A 16,817-nucleotide genomic window follows, 5' to 3' on the forward strand; every position below is an offset into this window, starting at 1 on the left:
GCGCTCACTCGATGATGTTGAAGTCTTTCAGGTATTCGGTCTTCAGGCTCAGGCCCAGGCCCGGCTGGTTGTCGTCCAGGTCGATGAAGCCTTCCCTGGCCACCGGCTCGCCGTCGAAGATGTAGTAGAAGAGTTCGTTGCCCACTTCCACGTCGAACATCGGGAAATACTCGCTCATGGGCGAGGCCAGCGTGCTCATGGTCAGATGGTAGTTGTGCATCTGGCCGGCGTGCGGGATGACCGGCACGCTGTAGGCTTCGCACAGGGCATTGATCTTGTGGGCGGCGGTGATGCCGCCGACGCGGTTGGTGTCGTACTGCACCACCGACACCGCCTTGCGGTCCAGCAGTTGCTTGAAGCCATACAGCGAGAACTCGTGCTCGCCGCCCGAGATCGGGATCGAGGTGAGCTGGTTCAGTTCGGCATAGCCGTCGATGTCGTCGGCGATGACCGGTTCCTCCAGCCAGCGCGGCTCGAACTTCTCCAGCTTGGGCAGCATGCGCTTGGCGTATTCCAGGTTCCAGCCCATGTAGCATTCGAGCATCAGGTCGGTGTCGTAGCCGATCACCTCGCGCACCGCCTCGACCGACTTCAGGTTCTCCGACACGCCGCGCTGCAGGTGCGCCGGGCCGTAGCCGAAGCGCATCTTGAAGGCGGTGAAGCCCTGGTCCAGGTAGGTCTGGGCCTCTTCCTGCATGGCCTTGAGATCAGTGCGGTAGAGCTTGGAGTAATAGACCGGAATCTTCTCCTTGGTGCGCCCGCCCAGCAGCTTGAAGACCGGCTTGCCGACCGACTTGCCCAGGATGTCCCAGATCGCCAGGTCCACGCCCGAGATCGCCGCCATGGTCACGCCCTTGCGGCCCCAGGCATGGGTGGCGCGGTACATGCGCTGCCACAGGTATTCGTAGTCCCACGGGTCCTGGCCGATCACCAGCGGCGCCAGGTACTGGTCGATGATGGCCTTGGCCACCCGCGGCGCCAGCGCCACGTTGCCCAGCCCGACGATGCCGTCGTCGGTCTCGACCTCGACCACGGTCCAGCCGTGGAAGCGGAAGGTGCTCATGGTTTCCTGCGGCGAATACAGCAGGTCCATGGCGTTGGAGCAGAAGTTGCCTTGCGGCGGCACGGTCTTGCCGGTCCATTCAAAGACGCGCGCGCGGACGGATTTGATCTTCATGGGGATTCCTGCAAAAAATGGATCGAACGATGCGATGAATCGGAAGGAAAGGCCGCCTCAGGCCGCCGCGCGCGCGGCGCGGTGCGACAGGCCCATGCGGCAGGCGATGCGGAAAGCCTGCCAGGTGGCGTCGACGCTGGCGCGTCCCTGGCCGGCGATGTCGTAGGCGGTGCCGTGGGCCGGCGTGGTGATCGGGATCGGCAGGCCGCCCTGCACCGTCACGCCGCGCGAGAAGCCCAGCAGCTTGATCGCGATCTGGCCCTGGTCGTGGTACATGGTGACGATGGCCTGGAACTCGCCCGCCTGCGCCTTCAGGAAGATGGTGTCGGCCGGGAACGGGCCCTGCACCGGCAGCCCTTCCTGGTTCAGTTGGCGCACGGCCGGGGCGATGATGTCGACCTCTTCGCGGCCGCAGGTGCCGCCATCGCCGCCATGCGGATTGAACGCCGCCACCGCCACACGCGGCGCGGCCACGCCGTTGGCCTGCAAGGACTGGTAGATCAGCCGCGTGGCGGCCTTGATGCCGTCGATGCTGAGCGCGGCGGCGGCGTCCTTGAGCGGAATGTGCGAGGACACGCGCGAGGTCCACAGCTCGCCCAGCGTGTTGAACTCGCAGAAGTAGCCCGTCACGCCCAGGTACTGCGCGAAGTGGTGCAACTCGTCATCGTGGCGCAGCCCGCCCTGCTTCATCGCGTGCTTGTTCAGCGGCGCGAAGCAGATGGCGTCGATGTGGCCGGCCAGCGCCGCGTCCATGCAGGCGTCCAGCACCCGCAGCACCGAGGCGCCGCCGGGCGCCTGCGCCTGGCCCAGGTTGACGTCCTCGCGCCGCACGGTGTCCATCGCCAGCCACGCCGGCACGCCGGTATCCGGCCGCGTCCGCACGGCGTCGAAGCCGGCCACGGCCTGCGTGGCCACCTGCACCCCGGCCACCCGCTGGCCTTCGCGCCACAACCATTCATCGCCCACCAGCACGATGTTGGCCAGTTGCGCCGCCTCGGGCCGCGCCAACAGGCGCGCGATCAGTTCGGGGCCGATGCCGGCGGGATCGCCCAGCGTGAGGGCGATGACGGGTTTGGCGGCGTTGCGGTCGTTGCTCATGCTGTGCTTCATTCCACGGAGATATGGTTCTTCTTGATGATGCCGGCGTAGCGCTGGTTCTCGGCCTGGTGAAACTGCGCGAATTGCGCCTGGCTCATCGGATTGATGTCGGCGCCGATCGCCTGCAGGCGCGTCTGGGTCTCGGGCATGGCCAATACCGCATTGACCGAGTCATGCACGCGCTGCTGCACCGCCGCCGGCGTGCCGCTGGGCATGTAGATGCCGTACCAGGCGCTCATCTCGACGCCGCTGACGCCGGCCTCGGCCATGGTCGGCACATCGGGCAACTGCGGGTTGCGCCTGGCGCTCAGCACCGCCAGCGCGCGCACCTTGCCGCTCTTGACGTGCGGGATGACGGAGGACGCGGTCTCGAAGGCGATCTGCACCTGGCCGCCCATCAGGTCGACCATGGCCGGGCCGCTGCCGCGATAGGGAATGTGCGTCATCTGCACGCCAGTGGCGTCCTTGAACAGCTCGGCGGCGATGTGCTGGGTGCTGCCCGAGCCGCTGCTGGCGAAGTTGTATTCGCCCGGCTTGCGCTTGAGCAGCGCGATCAGCTCCTGCACCGATTGCGCCGGCAACTGGTTGTTGACCACCAGGATGTTCGGCACCGCGCCCACGAACACCACCGGCGTCAGGTCGCGGTCGTTGTCGTAGCCCAGCTTGAGCAGGTGCGGCGCGATCGCATGCGCGGTGGACACGCCCATCACCATGGTGTGGCCGTCGCCCGACTTGGCCGCCAGGTCCGCCGCCAGCGTGTTGGACGCGCCCGGCTTGTTCTCCACCACCACGGTCTGCTTGAGCATCGGCCCAAGCTTGTCGGCCACGGCGCGCGCCATCGCGTCGGTGCCGCCGCCGGGGGCCGAGCCCACCAGCAGGCGCAACGGCCGGGTCGGCCAGTCGGCGCCCTGCGCCGGGGCGGGTGCGGCGGCGGACAGGCACAGCACGCCCGCCGCCAATGCGGCATAAAGCCGAGTCTTCATGGTTGTCTCCTTGGGGGCTTATGGCCCGTAGCGGGCTTTGTTATGCCTGCATCTTAGAAACAACCGCTGTTTCCGTAAAATGAAACTTTTGCACCAACCGTTCACTACAGGCGATCAATCATGGAACGCGTCCCGAACGTCCCCGCGCTGCTGTCGCGCCTGCGCATGCGGCAGATCGTGCTGCTGCTGGCCATCGAGGAACGCGGCACCCTGCGCGCCGCCGCCGCCCAGCTCAACATGACCCAGTCCGCCGCCAGCAAGATGCTGCACGAACTGGAACTGGCCATCGGCCAGCCGCTGTTCGAACGGGTCGGCCGCGGCCTGGCGCTGACCGCCGCCGGGGAATGCGTGATGGGGTATTTCCGCGGCATGCGCGGCACGGTCTCGTCGCTGGCGCGCGAGCTGGAGGAATTGCGCCTGGGCAGCGCCGGCAAACTTTTCATCGGCAGCATCATGGCCGCCTCGCCGGGCCACCTGACCGACGCCCTGCTGCGCCTGAAACAGACCTATCCGCTACTGGCCGTGGAGATCTCCACCGGCACCAGCGACCTGCTGATCGAACGGCTGAACGAGGGCAAACTCGACGTCGTCATCGGCCGCATGCTGACCCTGTCCGAACGCCATTACGTCTTCCGCCCCATCGGCGACGAGGCCCTCTCCGTCATCGCCGCCGTCGACCACCCCCTGACCCGCCGCAAGCGCATCAGCTTCGACGCGCTGCAGGCCTACCCCTGGATCCTGCAACCCCACGGCAGCCCCATGCGCGACGTCCTGGAACAGGAATTCCGCGCCCACGACACCGCCCTGCCCAAGGGCCTGATCGAATCGGCCTCGATCCTAACCACCACCAACCTGGCCATGAAGTCCGACATGCTCGGCGTCATCCCCGACTCCGTCGCCAGCCGCTACGCCCGCCACGGCCTGCTCGCGATCATCCCCTACCAACTCCAGCACACCCTGACCGCCTTCGGCAGCATCATCCCCAAGGACCGCCCGCTAAGCGCGCCCGCCCGACACTTCGTGGACCTGCTGCACGACACGGAATAAACGCACAAGACACCCAGGGCAAATACCACCAGCCCCGGCGCAGGGCGCGCGCCCCCCACCAGCCGCCCCCCCAACACCGCCCCGACGCAAGACCCCGCGTAAGCCCCAAAAGGCCGCCCGCGCGGCCGACCTGGGGCGGGCCCCGCAAACCTCTCCATGCCCCCGCCGATCTGACAACGCGACACTCCAAGACGCTCGCAGCCCCTCGCGGCGGGCGAGTCGGTGGCGGGCAACCTCGATGCGCCCGAGGGAATCCGAAGGAGTCGCCGAAGGCGAGGACGAGGATGACAACGGGGCAGTCCGGAGCGAACGCTCCGGACCGCAATCGTGGGCGCCCGCCACCGACTCGCCCGCCGCGAGGGGCGACCTACGAAGCGAATCCCCAACAACGCCCCCACGAAGCACCCATGAAGCACCCAAAAAAAACCCACCTAAAGATCCGGATCCTCCTCCACCTTAGGCATCAAATAAGCCGTCAACGCACTCGACGCCCCCGCCATCCCCCAAAGCAAAAAGAACGACACCGTATAAAACCCCACCCGCCCCGTCGGCACATACCCGAACACCGCCACGTCCAACGGATCGATCAGCGCAAAGACAATCGCGCTGCCCACGGCCGCCGCCAGGAACGACGGCCACAGTATCCACATCAGCGATCTCAACCCCATGCCGCGCCTCCGGGAATCGTCAACGAACGCCGATCGCGGGCGGCGGCGTCGGCACCGTGTCCGCCGGCTCGATCACCAGGCCGCGCTTGACCACGCCTTCCTGGATCGGCTGATTGGCGAACTGCGTATAGGCCAGGTAGATCGTGATGGCGCAACCGATCACCGCCAGGAACGGCCCCGCCATCAGGAACCAGGGCCAGAATTCGCGGTACCAGGGTTTCACCGGCATCGGCGCGGCTACATGGGCAGTATTCATCGTCGGCATCCTTTATTCGGAATCACTCGGGGACATAAAAACTCGCGGCTTCATCGGTCTCGACCGGCCGGTTATCCTGATCGTGGGCGCGGGCCCGCAGCGTGATCGGGTGCGCGCCCGGCTCGGCGCCGGCCGGGGCGCGGATCACCATCGGCACCAGCTTGTTGGCCGCCGGCTCCACGTCCACCACGTCCGACTCGCTTTGCCCGGCGCGCACCGCCAGCCCAGGCATGCCGTCGGCCGACAGCCGCAGCCGCAGCGGCGAATCCGAGGTATTGATGATCTGCAGCCGGTACACGTTCTCGATCATGCCGCCCGCCACCTCTCGACCCAGCGCGCCGCGATCGCGGATCACGTCCACCCGCAGCGGGTTGCGCATCGCCAGCGAGGTCACGAACGCCACCGCCAGCACCAGGATCAGCGAGCCGTAGATCAGCACCCGCGGCCGCAACAGGTGCGAGCGCGCGCTTTGTGTCGACAGTCCGTCCAGCATGGCGCGCTCGGACGTGTAGCGGATCAGCCCGGACGGATACTGCATCTTGTCCATCACCTGCTCGCAGGCATCGATACAGGCGCCGCAGCCAATGCACATGTATTGCAGGCCCTCGCGGATGTCGATGCCGGTCGGACAGACCTGCACGCACAGGCTGCAATCGACGCAGTCGCCCAGCCCCGCGGCCTTGTGGTCGACCTTGCGCGAACGGCCGCCGCGCGGATCGCCGCGGCGCTTGTCGTAGGTCACGACGAAGGTATCGGGATCGACCATCACGCTCTGGAAGCGCGCGTACGGACACATGTACTTGCACACCGACTCGCGCATGAAGCCGGCATTGCCCCAGGTGGCGAAGCCGTAGAACACCATCCAGAACCACTGCCACGGCCCAAGCTGCAGCGTGAACAGCTCGTGGCCCAGCTCGCGGATCGGCGCGAAGTAGCCGATGAAGGTGGAGCCCGTCCACCAGGCCAGCGCGATCCACAGGAAGTGCTTGGTGACCTTCAGGCGCGCCTTGCGCCAGGTCCAGGGCGATTCATCGAGCCGGATGCGGGCGACGCGGTCGCCTTCGACCTTGCGCTCGATCCACATGAAGATCTCGGTGTAGACCGTCTGCGGACAGGCGTAGCCGCAGAACAGCCGCCCCGCCACCGCGGTGAACAGGAACAGCGCCAGCGCCGAGATCACCAGCAGCACCGCCAGGTAGACCACGTCCTGCGGCCACAGCACCAGGCCGAACAGGTAGAACTTGCGCGCGCCCAGGTCGAACAGCACCGCCTGGCGGCCGTTCCATTGCAGCCACGGCAGGCCGTAGAAGATCAGTTGGGTAAGGAAGACGAAGGCGATGCGCCAGCGCGCGAAAATGCCGCTGACCGAGCGCGGATAGATCTTGCCGCGCACGTCGGCCAGGGTCTGCTCCAGCGTTTCCTGGCCAGGACGCGGCGGCCGCACGTGCGGCCGCCAGGGCGGCGGGTCGCCGCCAGGCGGACTGCTGACGCTTGCGGTTGACCCATCATCCATGTGCTGCTCCGTGCGGTAAGTCCATGCGATATGGGGGCTGCCGTCGCGGCGCGCCCCCACCTATGTGGCGATGCCTAGTTGGCCGAGGCGGCGGCCGAGGCCGGTTGCGGTTGCGCGTCCGGCTTGTTCGACAGGCCCCAGACCCATGCCGTCAGGATCTTGATCTGTTCCGGGGTCAGGATGTCGCCGTGCGCCGGCATGCGGTTTTCGCGCCCATCCAGGATGGTCTTGACGATGGTGGCTTCCGAACTGCCATAGAGCCAGACGTCATCGGTAAGGTTGGGCGCGCCCAGCGCCTGGTTGCCCTTGCCGTCGACACCGTGACAGGCCACGCAGAAATTGGCGAACTCGCGCTTGCCGCGGAACACCCGGACCGGGTCGGCCGTCAGGCCCGACAGCGAACGCACGTACTGCGCGATGTCGCCGGCGGTCTTGGGGTCGATGGCGGCTTTCCAGGGCGGCATCACGCCGATGCGGCCATGGGTGATGGTCTGCATGATGGCCTCGGGCGAGCCGCCGTGCAGCCAGTCGCTGTCGGTCAGGTTGGGGAAGCTGGGGCCGCCCTTGGCGTCCGAACCATGGCACTGCGAGCAGGTGTTCAGGAACAGGCGCTGGCCGATTTCACGGGCGCCCGGATCCGCGGCGATCTGCGGCACCGTCATGGTCTCGAAACGCGCGTAGATCGGGCGCACGGCCTCGGCCATTTTGGCCTGTTGCTGCGCCACCTCGTTGGCGCTGCTGTAACCCAATTGGCCCTTGTACGAACCCAGGCCCGGCATGAAGAACAGGTAGCCCAGCGCGAAGGCGCAGGCCAGCAGGTACATCCAGGTCCACCAGCCGGGCACCGGGTTGTTCAGTTCGGTGAGGTCGCCGTCCCAGACGTGGCCCGTGTCCTCGACCTGGCCGTTGGCCGGCTTGGTTTTGAGCCAGCGGCGCTGCGTGTACAGCAGCCACACACACCACACCACGCCGCCCACGGCGACGATCGAGATGAAATACCCCCAGAAGCCATTGACGAAATCGCTCATGACCGATCCGCTCCATCTTGTTGTGCCGGCCCGAACTCATCGGGCAGCGCGAACGGCAGCATGGCCGATTCGCTGTTGGCATGCTGGCGGCCGCGCGAGCAGGCCCACCAGACGATGCCGAAAAAGGTTGCCATCGAAATGGCGGTGACGATTGCGCTCAGCAAAGCCATGATCAGCCTCCCGACGCCGCGGGTTGCGCAGCGGCGGGCGCCGGCTGCGCGGCCTTGCGGGCTTCTTCGGCCTTCTTGGCTTCTTCCGCCTTTTTGGCCTGCTGCGCCTTGCGCACGCCCACGCCCAGCCCCTGCAGGTAGGCCACCAGCGCGTCCTCTTCGGTCTTGCCCTCGATGGCCTTGGGCGCCGCGGCGATCTCCTCGTCGGTGTAGGGCACGCCCAGGGCGCGCAGCGCGCGCATGCGCTGCTCGACGTTCTGGCCGGTGATCACGGTCTTTTCCAGCCACGGATAGGCCGGCATGTTGGATTCCGGCACCACCTGGCGCGGATTGCGCAGGTGGATGCGGTGCCAGTCGTCGGAATAACGCTCGCCCACGCGCGCCAGATCCGGGCCGGTGCGCTTGGAGCCCCACAGGAAGGGATGGTCGAACACCGACTCCGAGGCCAGCGAGTACGAGCCGTAGCGCTGCACTTCGGCGGCCAGCAGGCGCACCTGCTGCGAGTGGCAGCCGACACAGCCTTCGCGGATGTAGACGTCGCGCCCCATCAGGCGCAGCGGGCTGTAGGGTTCGACCCCCGCCACCGGCTGCGTGGTGCTGTGCTGGAAGAACAGGGGCACGATCTGCACCAGGCCGGCGAAGGACACCACCAGGATGCTGGCGATGATCATCCAGCCGATGTTCTTCTCGAGTGTCTGGTGAGAGAAAAAGCCTTGTTGCTTGTTGGCCATGATGTCCTCGTCAAACGGTGGCCGGCGCGGGCGCGGCGACAGCCGGCGCGCGGGTGGTGTGGGGATCGTCCTGCGGGATGGCGGGGTTGACCGCCTGCGCGCCGCGCACCGTCTTCCACACGTTCCAGGCCATGACCAGCACGCCCGACAGGAACAGCGCCCCGCCCAGCAGACGGATCAGGTAGTACGGCACCCGCGTCTTGAGTTCCTCGACGAAGCTGTAGACCAGCGTGCCGTCGGCGGCGGTGTCGCGCCACATCAGGCCCTGCTGCACCCCGGCGATCCACATCGCGGCGATGTACAGCACCACGCCGATGGTGGCGATCCAGAAGTGCAGCTCGATGGCCTTGACGCTGTACATCTTCTCGCGGCCATACAGGCGCGGGATCAGGTAGTAGAGCGAGCCGAACGAGATCATCGCGACCCAGCCCAGCGCGCCGGAGTGCACGTGGCCGATGGTCCAGTCGGTGTAGTGCGACAGGGCGTTCACGGTGCGGATCGACATCATCGAGCCTTCGAACGTGGCCATGCCGTAGAACGACAGCGCGGTCACCATGAACTTCAGGATCGGATCGGTGCGCAGCTTGTACCAGGCGCCCTGCAGCGTCATGATGCCGTTGATCATGCCGCCCCACGACGGCGCCAGCAGGATCAGCGAGAACGTCATGCCCAGCGACTGGGTCCAGTCGGGCAGCGAGGTGTACAGCAGGTGGTGCGGACCGGCCCACATGTAGGTGAAGGCCAGCGCCCAGAAGTGGACGATGGACAGGCGGTACGAATAGATCGGACGGCCGGCCTGCTTGGGCACGAAGTAATACATCATGCCCAGGAAGCTGGTGGTCAGGAAGAAGCCGACCGCGTTGTGGCCGTACCACCACTGCACCATGGCGTCCTGCACGCCGGCGTAGGCCGAGTAGGACTTCCACAGCGTCACCGGCATCTCGATGTTGTTGAAGATGTGCAGGATGGCGATGGTGAGGATGTACGAGCCGAAGAACCAGTTGGCCACGTAGATGTGCTTGGAGCGGCGCTTGATGATGGTGCCGAAGAACACGATGGCATAGGCCACCCAGACCAGCGTGATCAGGATGTCGATGGGCCATTCGAGTTCGGCGTATTCCTTGCTGCTGGTGTAGCCCAGCGGCAGGGTGATGGCGGCGGCCACGATGACCGCCTGCCAGCCCCAGAACGTGAACGCGGCCAGCTTGTCACAGAAAATGCGGGTCTGACAGGTGCGCTGGACCACGTAGTACGAGGTCGCGAACAGCGCGCTGCCGCCGAAGGCGAAGATCACGGCGTTGGTGTGCAGCGGACGCAGGCGGCCGTAGCTGAGCCAGGCGGTGTCGAAATTCAACTGAGGCCAAATCAGCTGCGCGGCGAGAAAAACGCCCACAGCCATGCCGACGATGCCCCAGACCACGGTCATGAGCGCGAACTGCCTCACGATCCTGTAGTTGAAGGTGTCGGCCTTGCTTGCGATTGCGGCGCAATCGTTCATCACCCTTCCCCCAAACAAAAAGAAACAAGTAGCTCCAGGTTTCAATGATGGGGGGTCGCGGGTAAACCGGGGTTGATGTGCGTCAAACCCCATTGCTCGCGCAGGGGAACCCGCGGCGCGGCGGCAACGTCGCTGGCGCGGACGCCGGCCAAGGCCGGGCGGGCGGCCAGCGAATGGCCGCCGCGAGACGCCTGAGGGATCGCGCGATCCTAGCCGCGCGAGGCCGGCCCGCTATCGTCGTCGCGCAGGATGGCGGTGCCGGCGTTGTCAGTGTCGTCGTATTGGCCGTTGAACACGGCCCACCACAGCGACACGCCGATCGCCAGCACGAACAGCAGCGACAGGGGCAGCAACAGGTAGAGGATGGTCATGGCGCGGCTTCCAGCGCGCCGTCGGGCGCCGGGCTGCCGGACCAGTCGCGGCGCGACAGCCGCCACGAGTTGTAGGCCACCGCCAGCGACGACAGCAGCATGGTGATGGCCGCCAGCCAGGGCGTGACCCAGCCGACCAGCGCCAGCGGCGTCATCAACAGGTGCCAGGCCAGCGAGCCATGCAGGTTCTGGCGCGCCTTGCGTTGCGCCTCGGCCAGCAGCGCGTCCAGCGCCGCGTCGGGCATGGACGGATGCGCCGCCAGCGCCGCATGGGCCGACGCCATGGCGGTGGGCACCGCCATCGACATGGCACAGGGACAGCTCATCACCAGCAGCGCCACCATCACCGGGATACTGTGGGCCGGGTCGATCCAGGCCCAGACCGCCGCCGCGCCCAGCGCCAGCGCCACCTGCGCCATGACGAAGCGCGAGGCCAGCCGGTCGGCGCCGGCGCCCAGCAGTTGGCGTTGCGCCTCGACCCGGGCGTGGCGCTGGCCGCCGGCGCTGCCGCCGAACGACTGGCGCGCGCACAGTTCCAGGTAGCGCGCCGTCAGCAGGAAGGCCACGAACATGGTGACCGAATCGAAATAGACCTCGCCGTGGCCGGTGTAGGTGGCATGCACGCTGGGAATGAAGGCGGCGACGATGCCCAGCGCCACCGGCACGTCCATGCCGGCGCGGCCCTGGCGCAGGTTGGCGCCGGCGTGGCGCCAGATCGGCCAGGCCGAATACAGCACCACCGGCACCGTCAGGGCCAGGCTGGCCCAGTTCATCAGCACGATGGCCCAGTCGAGCGTGTCCAGGGCGTCCTTGGGTATGCCCTCGTGGCGCAGGTAGCCGGGCCAGGCGAACATCATCACCTGCATCATCGCCAGCCACGCCAGCGACAGGCGCACCAGCGCATGCCGGCGCTGCTGGCGCTCGGCGTCGGACAGGGATGGCGGGACGGCGAAGATGGATTTTGCTCGCATGCGCCGATGCTACCCAGCGCCGCCGGCGCTCGCCTTGACCTGGATCAAGGCACGCCGGGCGATTTGCCCGGGCACGGCGCGCGGCGGCCTTGCAGAATTGCCGTCCCACAAGCGCAGGCGCGGCATTGTCAGAGGATCCGCGAAAGCTCCTCTGGCCCGCGGGGCCGCCCGCTGGCGCCCGCCTTCAGGGCCGTTGGGCGCGCAGCACGGCGATCACCGCCCGCATCAGCGTGTCCAGCTCGTCCGGGGCGATGGTCAGCGCCGGCGTCAAATACACCACATTGCCGAACGGCCGCACCCAGACGCCGGCCTCGACCAGGCGGCGCTTCAGGGCCTCGCGGTCGTCGATGCGGTCCAGCTCGACCACGCCGATCGCGCCCAGCACCCGCACGTCGCGCACCCAGGCCAGCTCGCGGCATGGCGCCAGCCCCGCCGCCAGGGCGGACGACAGCGCCCGCGCCTGCGCCAGGCGCGGCTCGCTCTCGAACAGATCGAGCGAGGCATTGGCGGCGGCGCAGGCCAGGGCGTTGCCCATGAAGGTGGGACCGTGCATCAGGGCGTGCGAGGGATCGTCCGACCAGAAGGCGTCGAACACCCGGCCGCTGGCCACCGTGGCGGCCAGCGGCAGCGTGCCGCCGGTCAGCGCCTTGGACAGCGTGATGATGTCGGGGCGGATGCCGGCCTGCTCGAACGCGAACAGGGTGCCGGTGCGGCCGAAGCCGGTGAAGATCTCGTCGAAGATCAGCAGCAGGCCGTGGCGGTCGGCCAGCCGGCGCAGCCGCCGCAGCACCTCGGGGTCGTGCAGCAGCATGCCGCCGGCGCCCTGCACCAGCGGTTCGACCAGGATGCCGGCCAGTTGCGGGCCGCGCGTCTCCAGGAAGGCGTCGAGCCGGGCCATGGCGGCGTCGTCGCGCGGCAGGTCGACGATGTCGTGCTCGGCCAGCATGCCGCGGAACAGGCTGTGCATGCCCTCGTCGGGGTCGCACACCGCCATGGTGCCGAAGGTGTCGCCGTGGTAGCCGCCGCGGAAGGCCAGGAAGCGGCTGCGGCCGCGCTCGCCCTGGTTGAGCCAGAACTGCACCGCCATCTTCATCGCGACCTCCACCGCCACCGAGCCGGAGTCCGTGTAGAACACGCGGTCCAGCCCCGGTCCCAGCAGGGCCGCCAGGCGCCGCGCCAGGGTCAGCGCGGGTTCGTGCGTCAGGCCGCCGAACATGACGTGCGGCATGGCGTCCAACTGCGCCCGCACCGCCTGGGCGATATGCGGGTGGTTGTAGCCGTGGCAGGCGGTCCACCAGGACGCCACGCCGTCGATCAATTGGCGGCCGTCGGCCAGCTCCAGGCGGCTGCCGTGGCTGCGCACCACCGGCAACGGCGGCGTCGCGGTCTTCATCTGGGCGTAGGGCTGCCAGATATGCGGCTGGCCCCGGGCCACCCAGTCAGGCGTCTGCATGTTTCACCTCCACTACAATGGCTCGCATTCTACGGCCGGGGGCCTGACGGCGCTGTTAACGGCCGCGGCCCGATTGCGGGACGCCCCCGCCGACGGCCGCCGCAGGAAATCGTCATGTCCAAGCTGGATCCCCTCTTTTCTTCCGAACTGGCGCAAGCCGAATCGCGCCGCGTGCGCCGCCGGCTGCGCACCGCCGCCGCCGCGCCCGCCGGCCGCATCGCGCTGGACGGCGTCCCGGCGCTGAACTTCTCCAGCAACGACTACCTGGGCCTGTCCAAGCACCCGCTGCTGATCGAGCGCTCGCGCGAATGGGCCGCCCGCCACGGCGCCGGCGCGCAGGCCTCGCGGCTGGTGTGCGGCAATCTCGACCTGCACGAGCAGGTCGAGGCCAAGCTGGCCCGCCTGAAGGGCACCGAGGCCGCGCTGCTGCTGGCCTCCGGCTGGCAGGCCAACGCCGCCGTGCTGCCCGCGCTGCTGCGCGCGGCCGCCGGCCAGGGCGAGGTGCAGGTCTACGCCGACAAGCTCAACCACGCCAGCCTGCACCACGGCTGCCAGGCGGCGGGCGTGCGGCAGATCCGCTTCCGCCACAATGACCTGGACCACCTGGAAGCCTTGCTGGCGGCGCGCGCCGACCCGTCAGCGCCGCCCGCCGCGCGCTTCATCGTCACCGAAAGCGTCTTCAGCATGGACGGCGACCGCACCGACGTGGCGCGGCTGGCGGCGCTGGCCGAGCGCTACCAGGCCTTTGTCTACCTGGACGAAGCCCATGCCACCGGCGTGCTGGGACCGGGCGGCATGGGGCTGGCCGGGCTGGCGCCGGGCGGCATCGACCTGGCCATGGGCACCTTCAGCAAGGCGCTGGGCGGCTTCGGCGCCTACGTGGCCGGCTCGCGCGCGCTCTGCGACTACCTGGTCAACGCCTGTTCGGGTTTCATTTACACCACCGCCCTGCCGCCTGCCGTGCTGGGCGCGATGGACGCCGCGCTCGACCTGGTGCCGACGCTGGACGCCGAACGCGCCCGGCTGGCCGCCTCGGGCGAACGCCTGCGGGCGGCGCTCCGCGGCCTGGGCGTGGACAGCGGCGACTCGTCCACGCAGATCGTGCCCGCCATCGTCGGCGACGAGGCCCGCGCCCTGGCGCTGGCGGCGGCGCTGGAACAACGCGGCCTGCTGGCCGTGGCGATCCGCCCGCCCACCGTGCCGGCCGGCACCAGCCGCCTGCGCATCGCCCTGAGCGCGGCGCACCGCGACGCCGATGTCGACCAACTGATCGACGGCCTGACGGCCGCGCTCGCCTGATGCTGGCCACCGCTCCTGTCCGCCCCACCCTGCTGTTCGTGCATGGCTGGACCTTCGACGCCGCATTCTGGGGCCCGCTGGCCGCCGCGCTGGCCGACTGGCCGCAGGCCGTGGCCGACGCCGGCTATTTCGGGCCGGCCCATACGCCCGCGCCCACCGGCCCGGTGCTGGCCATCGGCCACTCGCTGGGCGCCCTGCGGCTGCTGGGCGAACCGCCGCCCGGCTGCCTGGGCCTGGTGGCGATCAACGGCTTTGCCCGCTTCGGCGCGGCCGACGATTTCCCCGAAGGCGTGCCGGCGCGCATGCTGGACCGCATGTTGAACCGCCTGGCGGCGCAGCCGGAAACCGTGCTGCGCGATTTCCGCCAGCGCTGCGGCGACACCAGCGCCATCGGCGTCCCCCAGGTCGAACCGCTGGCGCGCGACCTGCGGTTCCTGCGCGACGCCGACCAGCGCGCCGCGCTGGCGGCGCTGCCGATGCCGCTGCTGGCGCTGGCGGGCGCGGCCGACCCGATCGCCACCGCGCCGATGACGACGGCGGGCTTCGGCGCCGCCATCGAGATCCATTGGCGCGAGCACGGCGGCCACCTGCTGCCGCTGACCGACACCGACTGGTGCGCGCGGCGCATCCGCGCCTTCCTGGCCCGCGTGGCGCCCGCCGCATGAGCGCCCACCTGCGCAATGCCCGGGTCGGCGCGCGCTTCGGCGCCGCCGCCGCGCGCTACGACGACCATGCCCCCGCCCAGCGCATCACCGCCGGGCGGCTGGCCGACGCGATCGGCCGGCTGCCGCTGCCGCCGCGTCCGCGCATCCTGGAGATCGGCTGCGGCACCGGCCTGCTGACGCGGGCGCTGGCCGCCCGGCTGGGGCCGGCGGACTGGACCGTGACCGACATCTCGCCCGCCATGCTGGCGCGGGCGCGACAAGGTCCGGCGCTGCCCGGCACCGCCCGCTACCAGGTGCTGGACGGCGAGCACCCCCGGGACCTGCCGGGCGGGTATGACCTGATCTGCTCCAGCCTGGCGGTGCAGTGGTTCGCCGACCTGAACGGCGGCCTGGGCCGCCTCGCCGGCCTGCTCGCGCCCGGCGGTCACCTGGCGGTGGCGACGCTGGCCGAAGGCACGTTCGAGGAATGGCGCGCCGCCCATGACGCCGTCGGCCTGGCCGCCGCCACGCCACGCTATCCGCCGAGCGGCGCCATCCGTCCGGCCATGGCCGATCTGGCCGGTGGCGTGCACAGCGAACGGCTGATACAAGATCATCCTGACGGCCTGCATTTCCTCAAGGCGCTCAAGGGCATCGGCGCCACCACGCCCGCGCCCGGCACGGCGCCGCTGGGCCCGGCCGCCTTGCGGCGGGTGCTGGCGCAGTTCGACAAACAAGGCGCCACGGTGACCTATCACCTGGCCTATGGAATCTGGAAGAAACATGACTGACTCCCGCGCCCACGGCGTATTCGTCACCGGCACCGACACCGGCATCGGCAAGACCCTGGTCTCGGCCATCCTGGCGCGCGCCTGGCAGGCCGACTACTGGAAGCCGGTGCAGACCGGCGTGGCCGAGGAACCGGGTGACACCGAGACTGTCGCGCGCCTGGCGCAACTGCCGCCCGGGCGCCTGCACCTGCCGGCCTACGTGCTGCAGGCGCCGCTGTCGCCGTGGGCCGCCGCGCCGCTGGAAGACGCGGTGATCGACGCCACCGCCATCGTGCCGCCCGCCACGACCGCGCCCCTGATTGTCGAAGGGGCCGGCGGCCTGTACGTGCCGATCGACGACAGCCACATGATGATCGACCTGATCGCGCGCCTGGGCATGCCGGTGGTGCTGGCCGCGCGCAGCGGCCTGGGCACCATCAACCACACCCTGCTCAGCCTGGAGGCGCTGCGCCGCCGCGCCATCCCGGTGCTGGGCGTGATCATGAGCGGCCCGCTGTCGGCCGGCAACCGCGAGGCGATCGAACGCTTCGGCAATGTGCGCGTGCTGGCCGAGATCCCGCCGCAGGACCGGGTCGACGCGGCCGCCGTCGAGGCGCTGGCGCGCGCCGTGCCGCCGCTGGCGGAATGCCTGGCGGCGATGCGCGCCGCCGGGTGACGGCAACGGGCTGACCGCAGCGCCGCGTGCGCCGCGCTCAGTCCCCGGCGGAGGTCCGCAGGAAGCGCTCGATGGCCGCCGCCAGCGCCAGCGGCGTTTCATTCATCGGATAGTGCCCGGCATTGGCCAGCACCTCGACTGTCGTGCGCGGATAGCGCCGCGCATAGGTCGCGGCCATCAGCGCCGGCGTGAACACCGGATCGTGCTCGCCCACCAGGGCCAGCACCGGATGGCGGCCGTCGATGCGGTCGCTGAAATCGGTGCCGACCCACGCGGGCAGGTACGCGGCGAACGCGGCCGCCGACGAATGCGCGGCGGAATAGTCGGCCTTCCACGCCACCCATGCCGCCGGCAGGCGCCCGCCGGTGCTGCGGTCGATGATGGCGCGGCGCGCGGCCAGGTCCGCGGCCGCGCCGTCGAACAGCGCGCGCGTGGCCGGCGCCATGGCCACGCCGCCGCACGGC

Annotated in this window: 17 protein-coding genes and 1 pseudogene; 4 read left to right on the plus strand and 14 right to left on the minus strand. The window is 69.2% G+C overall.

What is annotated here, in order from left to right:
- Positions 1-4: 4 nt before the first annotated feature.
- From HV783_RS20320 to HV783_RS20330, 3 genes are read right to left on the minus strand one after another with little or no spacing between them, the layout of a single operon-like run.
- Positions 5-1,177 (minus strand): L-rhamnonate dehydratase, encoded by a 1,173-nt coding sequence (locus HV783_RS20320; protein WP_054503201.1) that lies wholly within the window; start codon positions 1,175-1,177, stop codon positions 5-7.
- A gap of 57 nt (positions 1,178-1,234) precedes the next feature.
- Positions 1,235-2,275, minus strand: a complete 1,041-nt coding sequence (locus HV783_RS20325) for a 4-hydroxythreonine-4-phosphate dehydrogenase PdxA (RefSeq protein ID WP_116791949.1) — start codon at positions 2,273-2,275, stop codon at positions 1,235-1,237.
- Between the two features lie 8 nt (positions 2,276-2,283).
- Positions 2,284-3,258 carry a Bug family tripartite tricarboxylate transporter substrate binding protein gene (locus HV783_RS20330; protein WP_175189776.1) on the minus strand — a complete coding sequence of 325 codons (975 nt, stop codon included), beginning with the start codon at positions 3,256-3,258 and terminating at the stop codon, positions 2,284-2,286.
- 120 nt (positions 3,259-3,378) lie between these two features.
- Here HV783_RS20330 and HV783_RS20335 point away from each other — a divergent pair, with 120 nt between their 5' ends.
- Positions 3,379-4,305, plus strand: coding sequence for a LysR family transcriptional regulator (locus HV783_RS20335; protein ID WP_064527261.1), 927 nt, complete (start codon positions 3,379-3,381; stop codon positions 4,303-4,305).
- A 431-nt stretch (positions 4,306-4,736) separates the two neighbouring features.
- On the opposite strand, the gene HV783_RS20340 is transcribed toward HV783_RS20335, so the two are convergent.
- The 10 genes from HV783_RS20340 to HV783_RS20385 all read right to left on the minus strand — a co-directional run bounded on the left by HV783_RS20340 (position 4,737) and on the right by HV783_RS20385 (position 12,964).
- The gene (locus HV783_RS20340; RefSeq protein WP_026383281.1) at positions 4,737-4,973 is read right to left on the minus strand and encodes a hypothetical protein; all 237 of its coding nucleotides are present in this window, start codon (positions 4,971-4,973) and stop codon (positions 4,737-4,739) included.
- 19 nt (positions 4,974-4,992) lie between these two features.
- Entirely contained in the window at positions 4,993-5,229 is a 237-nt protein-coding gene (locus HV783_RS20345) for a FixH family protein (RefSeq protein WP_054503205.1), read from the minus strand.
- A gap of 22 nt (positions 5,230-5,251) precedes the next feature.
- Positions 5,252-6,742 (minus strand): cytochrome c oxidase accessory protein CcoG, encoded by a 1,491-nt coding sequence (ccoG, locus tag HV783_RS20350; RefSeq protein WP_175189777.1) that lies wholly within the window; start codon positions 6,740-6,742, stop codon positions 5,252-5,254.
- Between the two features lie 74 nt (positions 6,743-6,816).
- Positions 6,817-7,770, minus strand: coding sequence for a cytochrome-c oxidase, cbb3-type subunit III (gene ccoP / locus HV783_RS20355; RefSeq protein WP_054503207.1), 954 nt, complete (start codon positions 7,768-7,770; stop codon positions 6,817-6,819).
- Positions 7,767-7,943 (minus strand): cbb3-type cytochrome oxidase subunit 3, encoded by a 177-nt coding sequence (locus tag HV783_RS20360; protein ID WP_080977556.1) that lies wholly within the window; start codon positions 7,941-7,943, stop codon positions 7,767-7,769. The genes ccoP and HV783_RS20360 overlap by 4 nt, the downstream gene beginning before the upstream one ends.
- Positions 7,943-8,671: a cytochrome-c oxidase, cbb3-type subunit II gene (gene ccoO / locus HV783_RS20365; protein WP_054503208.1), complete on the minus strand. Its 729-nt coding sequence runs from the start codon at positions 8,669-8,671 to the stop codon at positions 7,943-7,945. The genes HV783_RS20360 and ccoO overlap by 1 nt, the downstream gene beginning before the upstream one ends.
- Before the next feature lie 10 nt (positions 8,672-8,681).
- On the minus strand, positions 8,682-10,169 hold the full coding sequence (gene ccoN, locus HV783_RS20370) for a cytochrome-c oxidase, cbb3-type subunit I (protein WP_049072779.1): 1,488 nt from the start codon (positions 10,167-10,169) through the stop codon (positions 8,682-8,684).
- 209 nt (positions 10,170-10,378) lie between these two features.
- Positions 10,379-10,540, minus strand: a complete 162-nt coding sequence (ccoS, locus tag HV783_RS20375; RefSeq protein ID WP_006390533.1) for a cbb3-type cytochrome oxidase assembly protein CcoS — start codon at positions 10,538-10,540, stop codon at positions 10,379-10,381.
- On the minus strand, positions 10,537-11,511 hold the full coding sequence (locus tag HV783_RS20380) for a P-type ATPase actuator domain-containing protein (RefSeq protein ID WP_049072778.1): 975 nt from the start codon (positions 11,509-11,511) through the stop codon (positions 10,537-10,539). Before HV783_RS20380 ends, ccoS begins: the two co-directional genes overlap by 4 nt.
- 184 nt (positions 11,512-11,695) lie before the next feature.
- Complete coding sequence (locus HV783_RS20385; RefSeq protein WP_064523530.1) at positions 11,696-12,964, minus strand: adenosylmethionine--8-amino-7-oxononanoate transaminase; 1,269 nt, start codon at positions 12,962-12,964, stop codon at positions 11,696-11,698.
- Between the two features lie 114 nt (positions 12,965-13,078).
- On the opposite strand from HV783_RS20385, the gene bioF reads away from it, so the two are divergent.
- The 3 genes and pseudogenes from bioF (at position 13,079) to bioD (ending at position 16,353) form a co-directional block, all read left to right on the plus strand.
- Positions 13,079-14,263: an 8-amino-7-oxononanoate synthase gene (bioF, locus tag HV783_RS20390; protein WP_064523526.1), complete on the plus strand. Its 1,185-nt coding sequence runs from the start codon at positions 13,079-13,081 to the stop codon at positions 14,261-14,263.
- Entirely contained in the window at positions 14,263-14,928 is a 666-nt protein-coding gene (locus HV783_RS20395; protein WP_064523523.1) for an alpha/beta fold hydrolase, read from the plus strand. The genes bioF and HV783_RS20395 overlap by 1 nt, the downstream gene beginning before the upstream one ends.
- Positions 14,925-16,353, plus strand: a pseudogene (bioD, locus tag HV783_RS29670) (dethiobiotin synthase). The gene HV783_RS20395 and the pseudogene bioD overlap by 4 nt, the downstream one beginning before the upstream one ends.
- Before the next feature lie 37 nt (positions 16,354-16,390).
- On the opposite strand, the gene HV783_RS20405 reads toward bioD, so the two are convergent.
- Positions 16,391-16,817: alpha/beta fold hydrolase (locus tag HV783_RS20405; protein WP_175189778.1), on the minus strand; the 427-nt coding region annotated here is incomplete at its 5' end.

The organism is Achromobacter dolens, assembly GCF_902859745.1.
Classification (GTDB): Bacteria; Pseudomonadota; Gammaproteobacteria; order Burkholderiales; family Burkholderiaceae_B; genus Achromobacter; species Achromobacter dolens.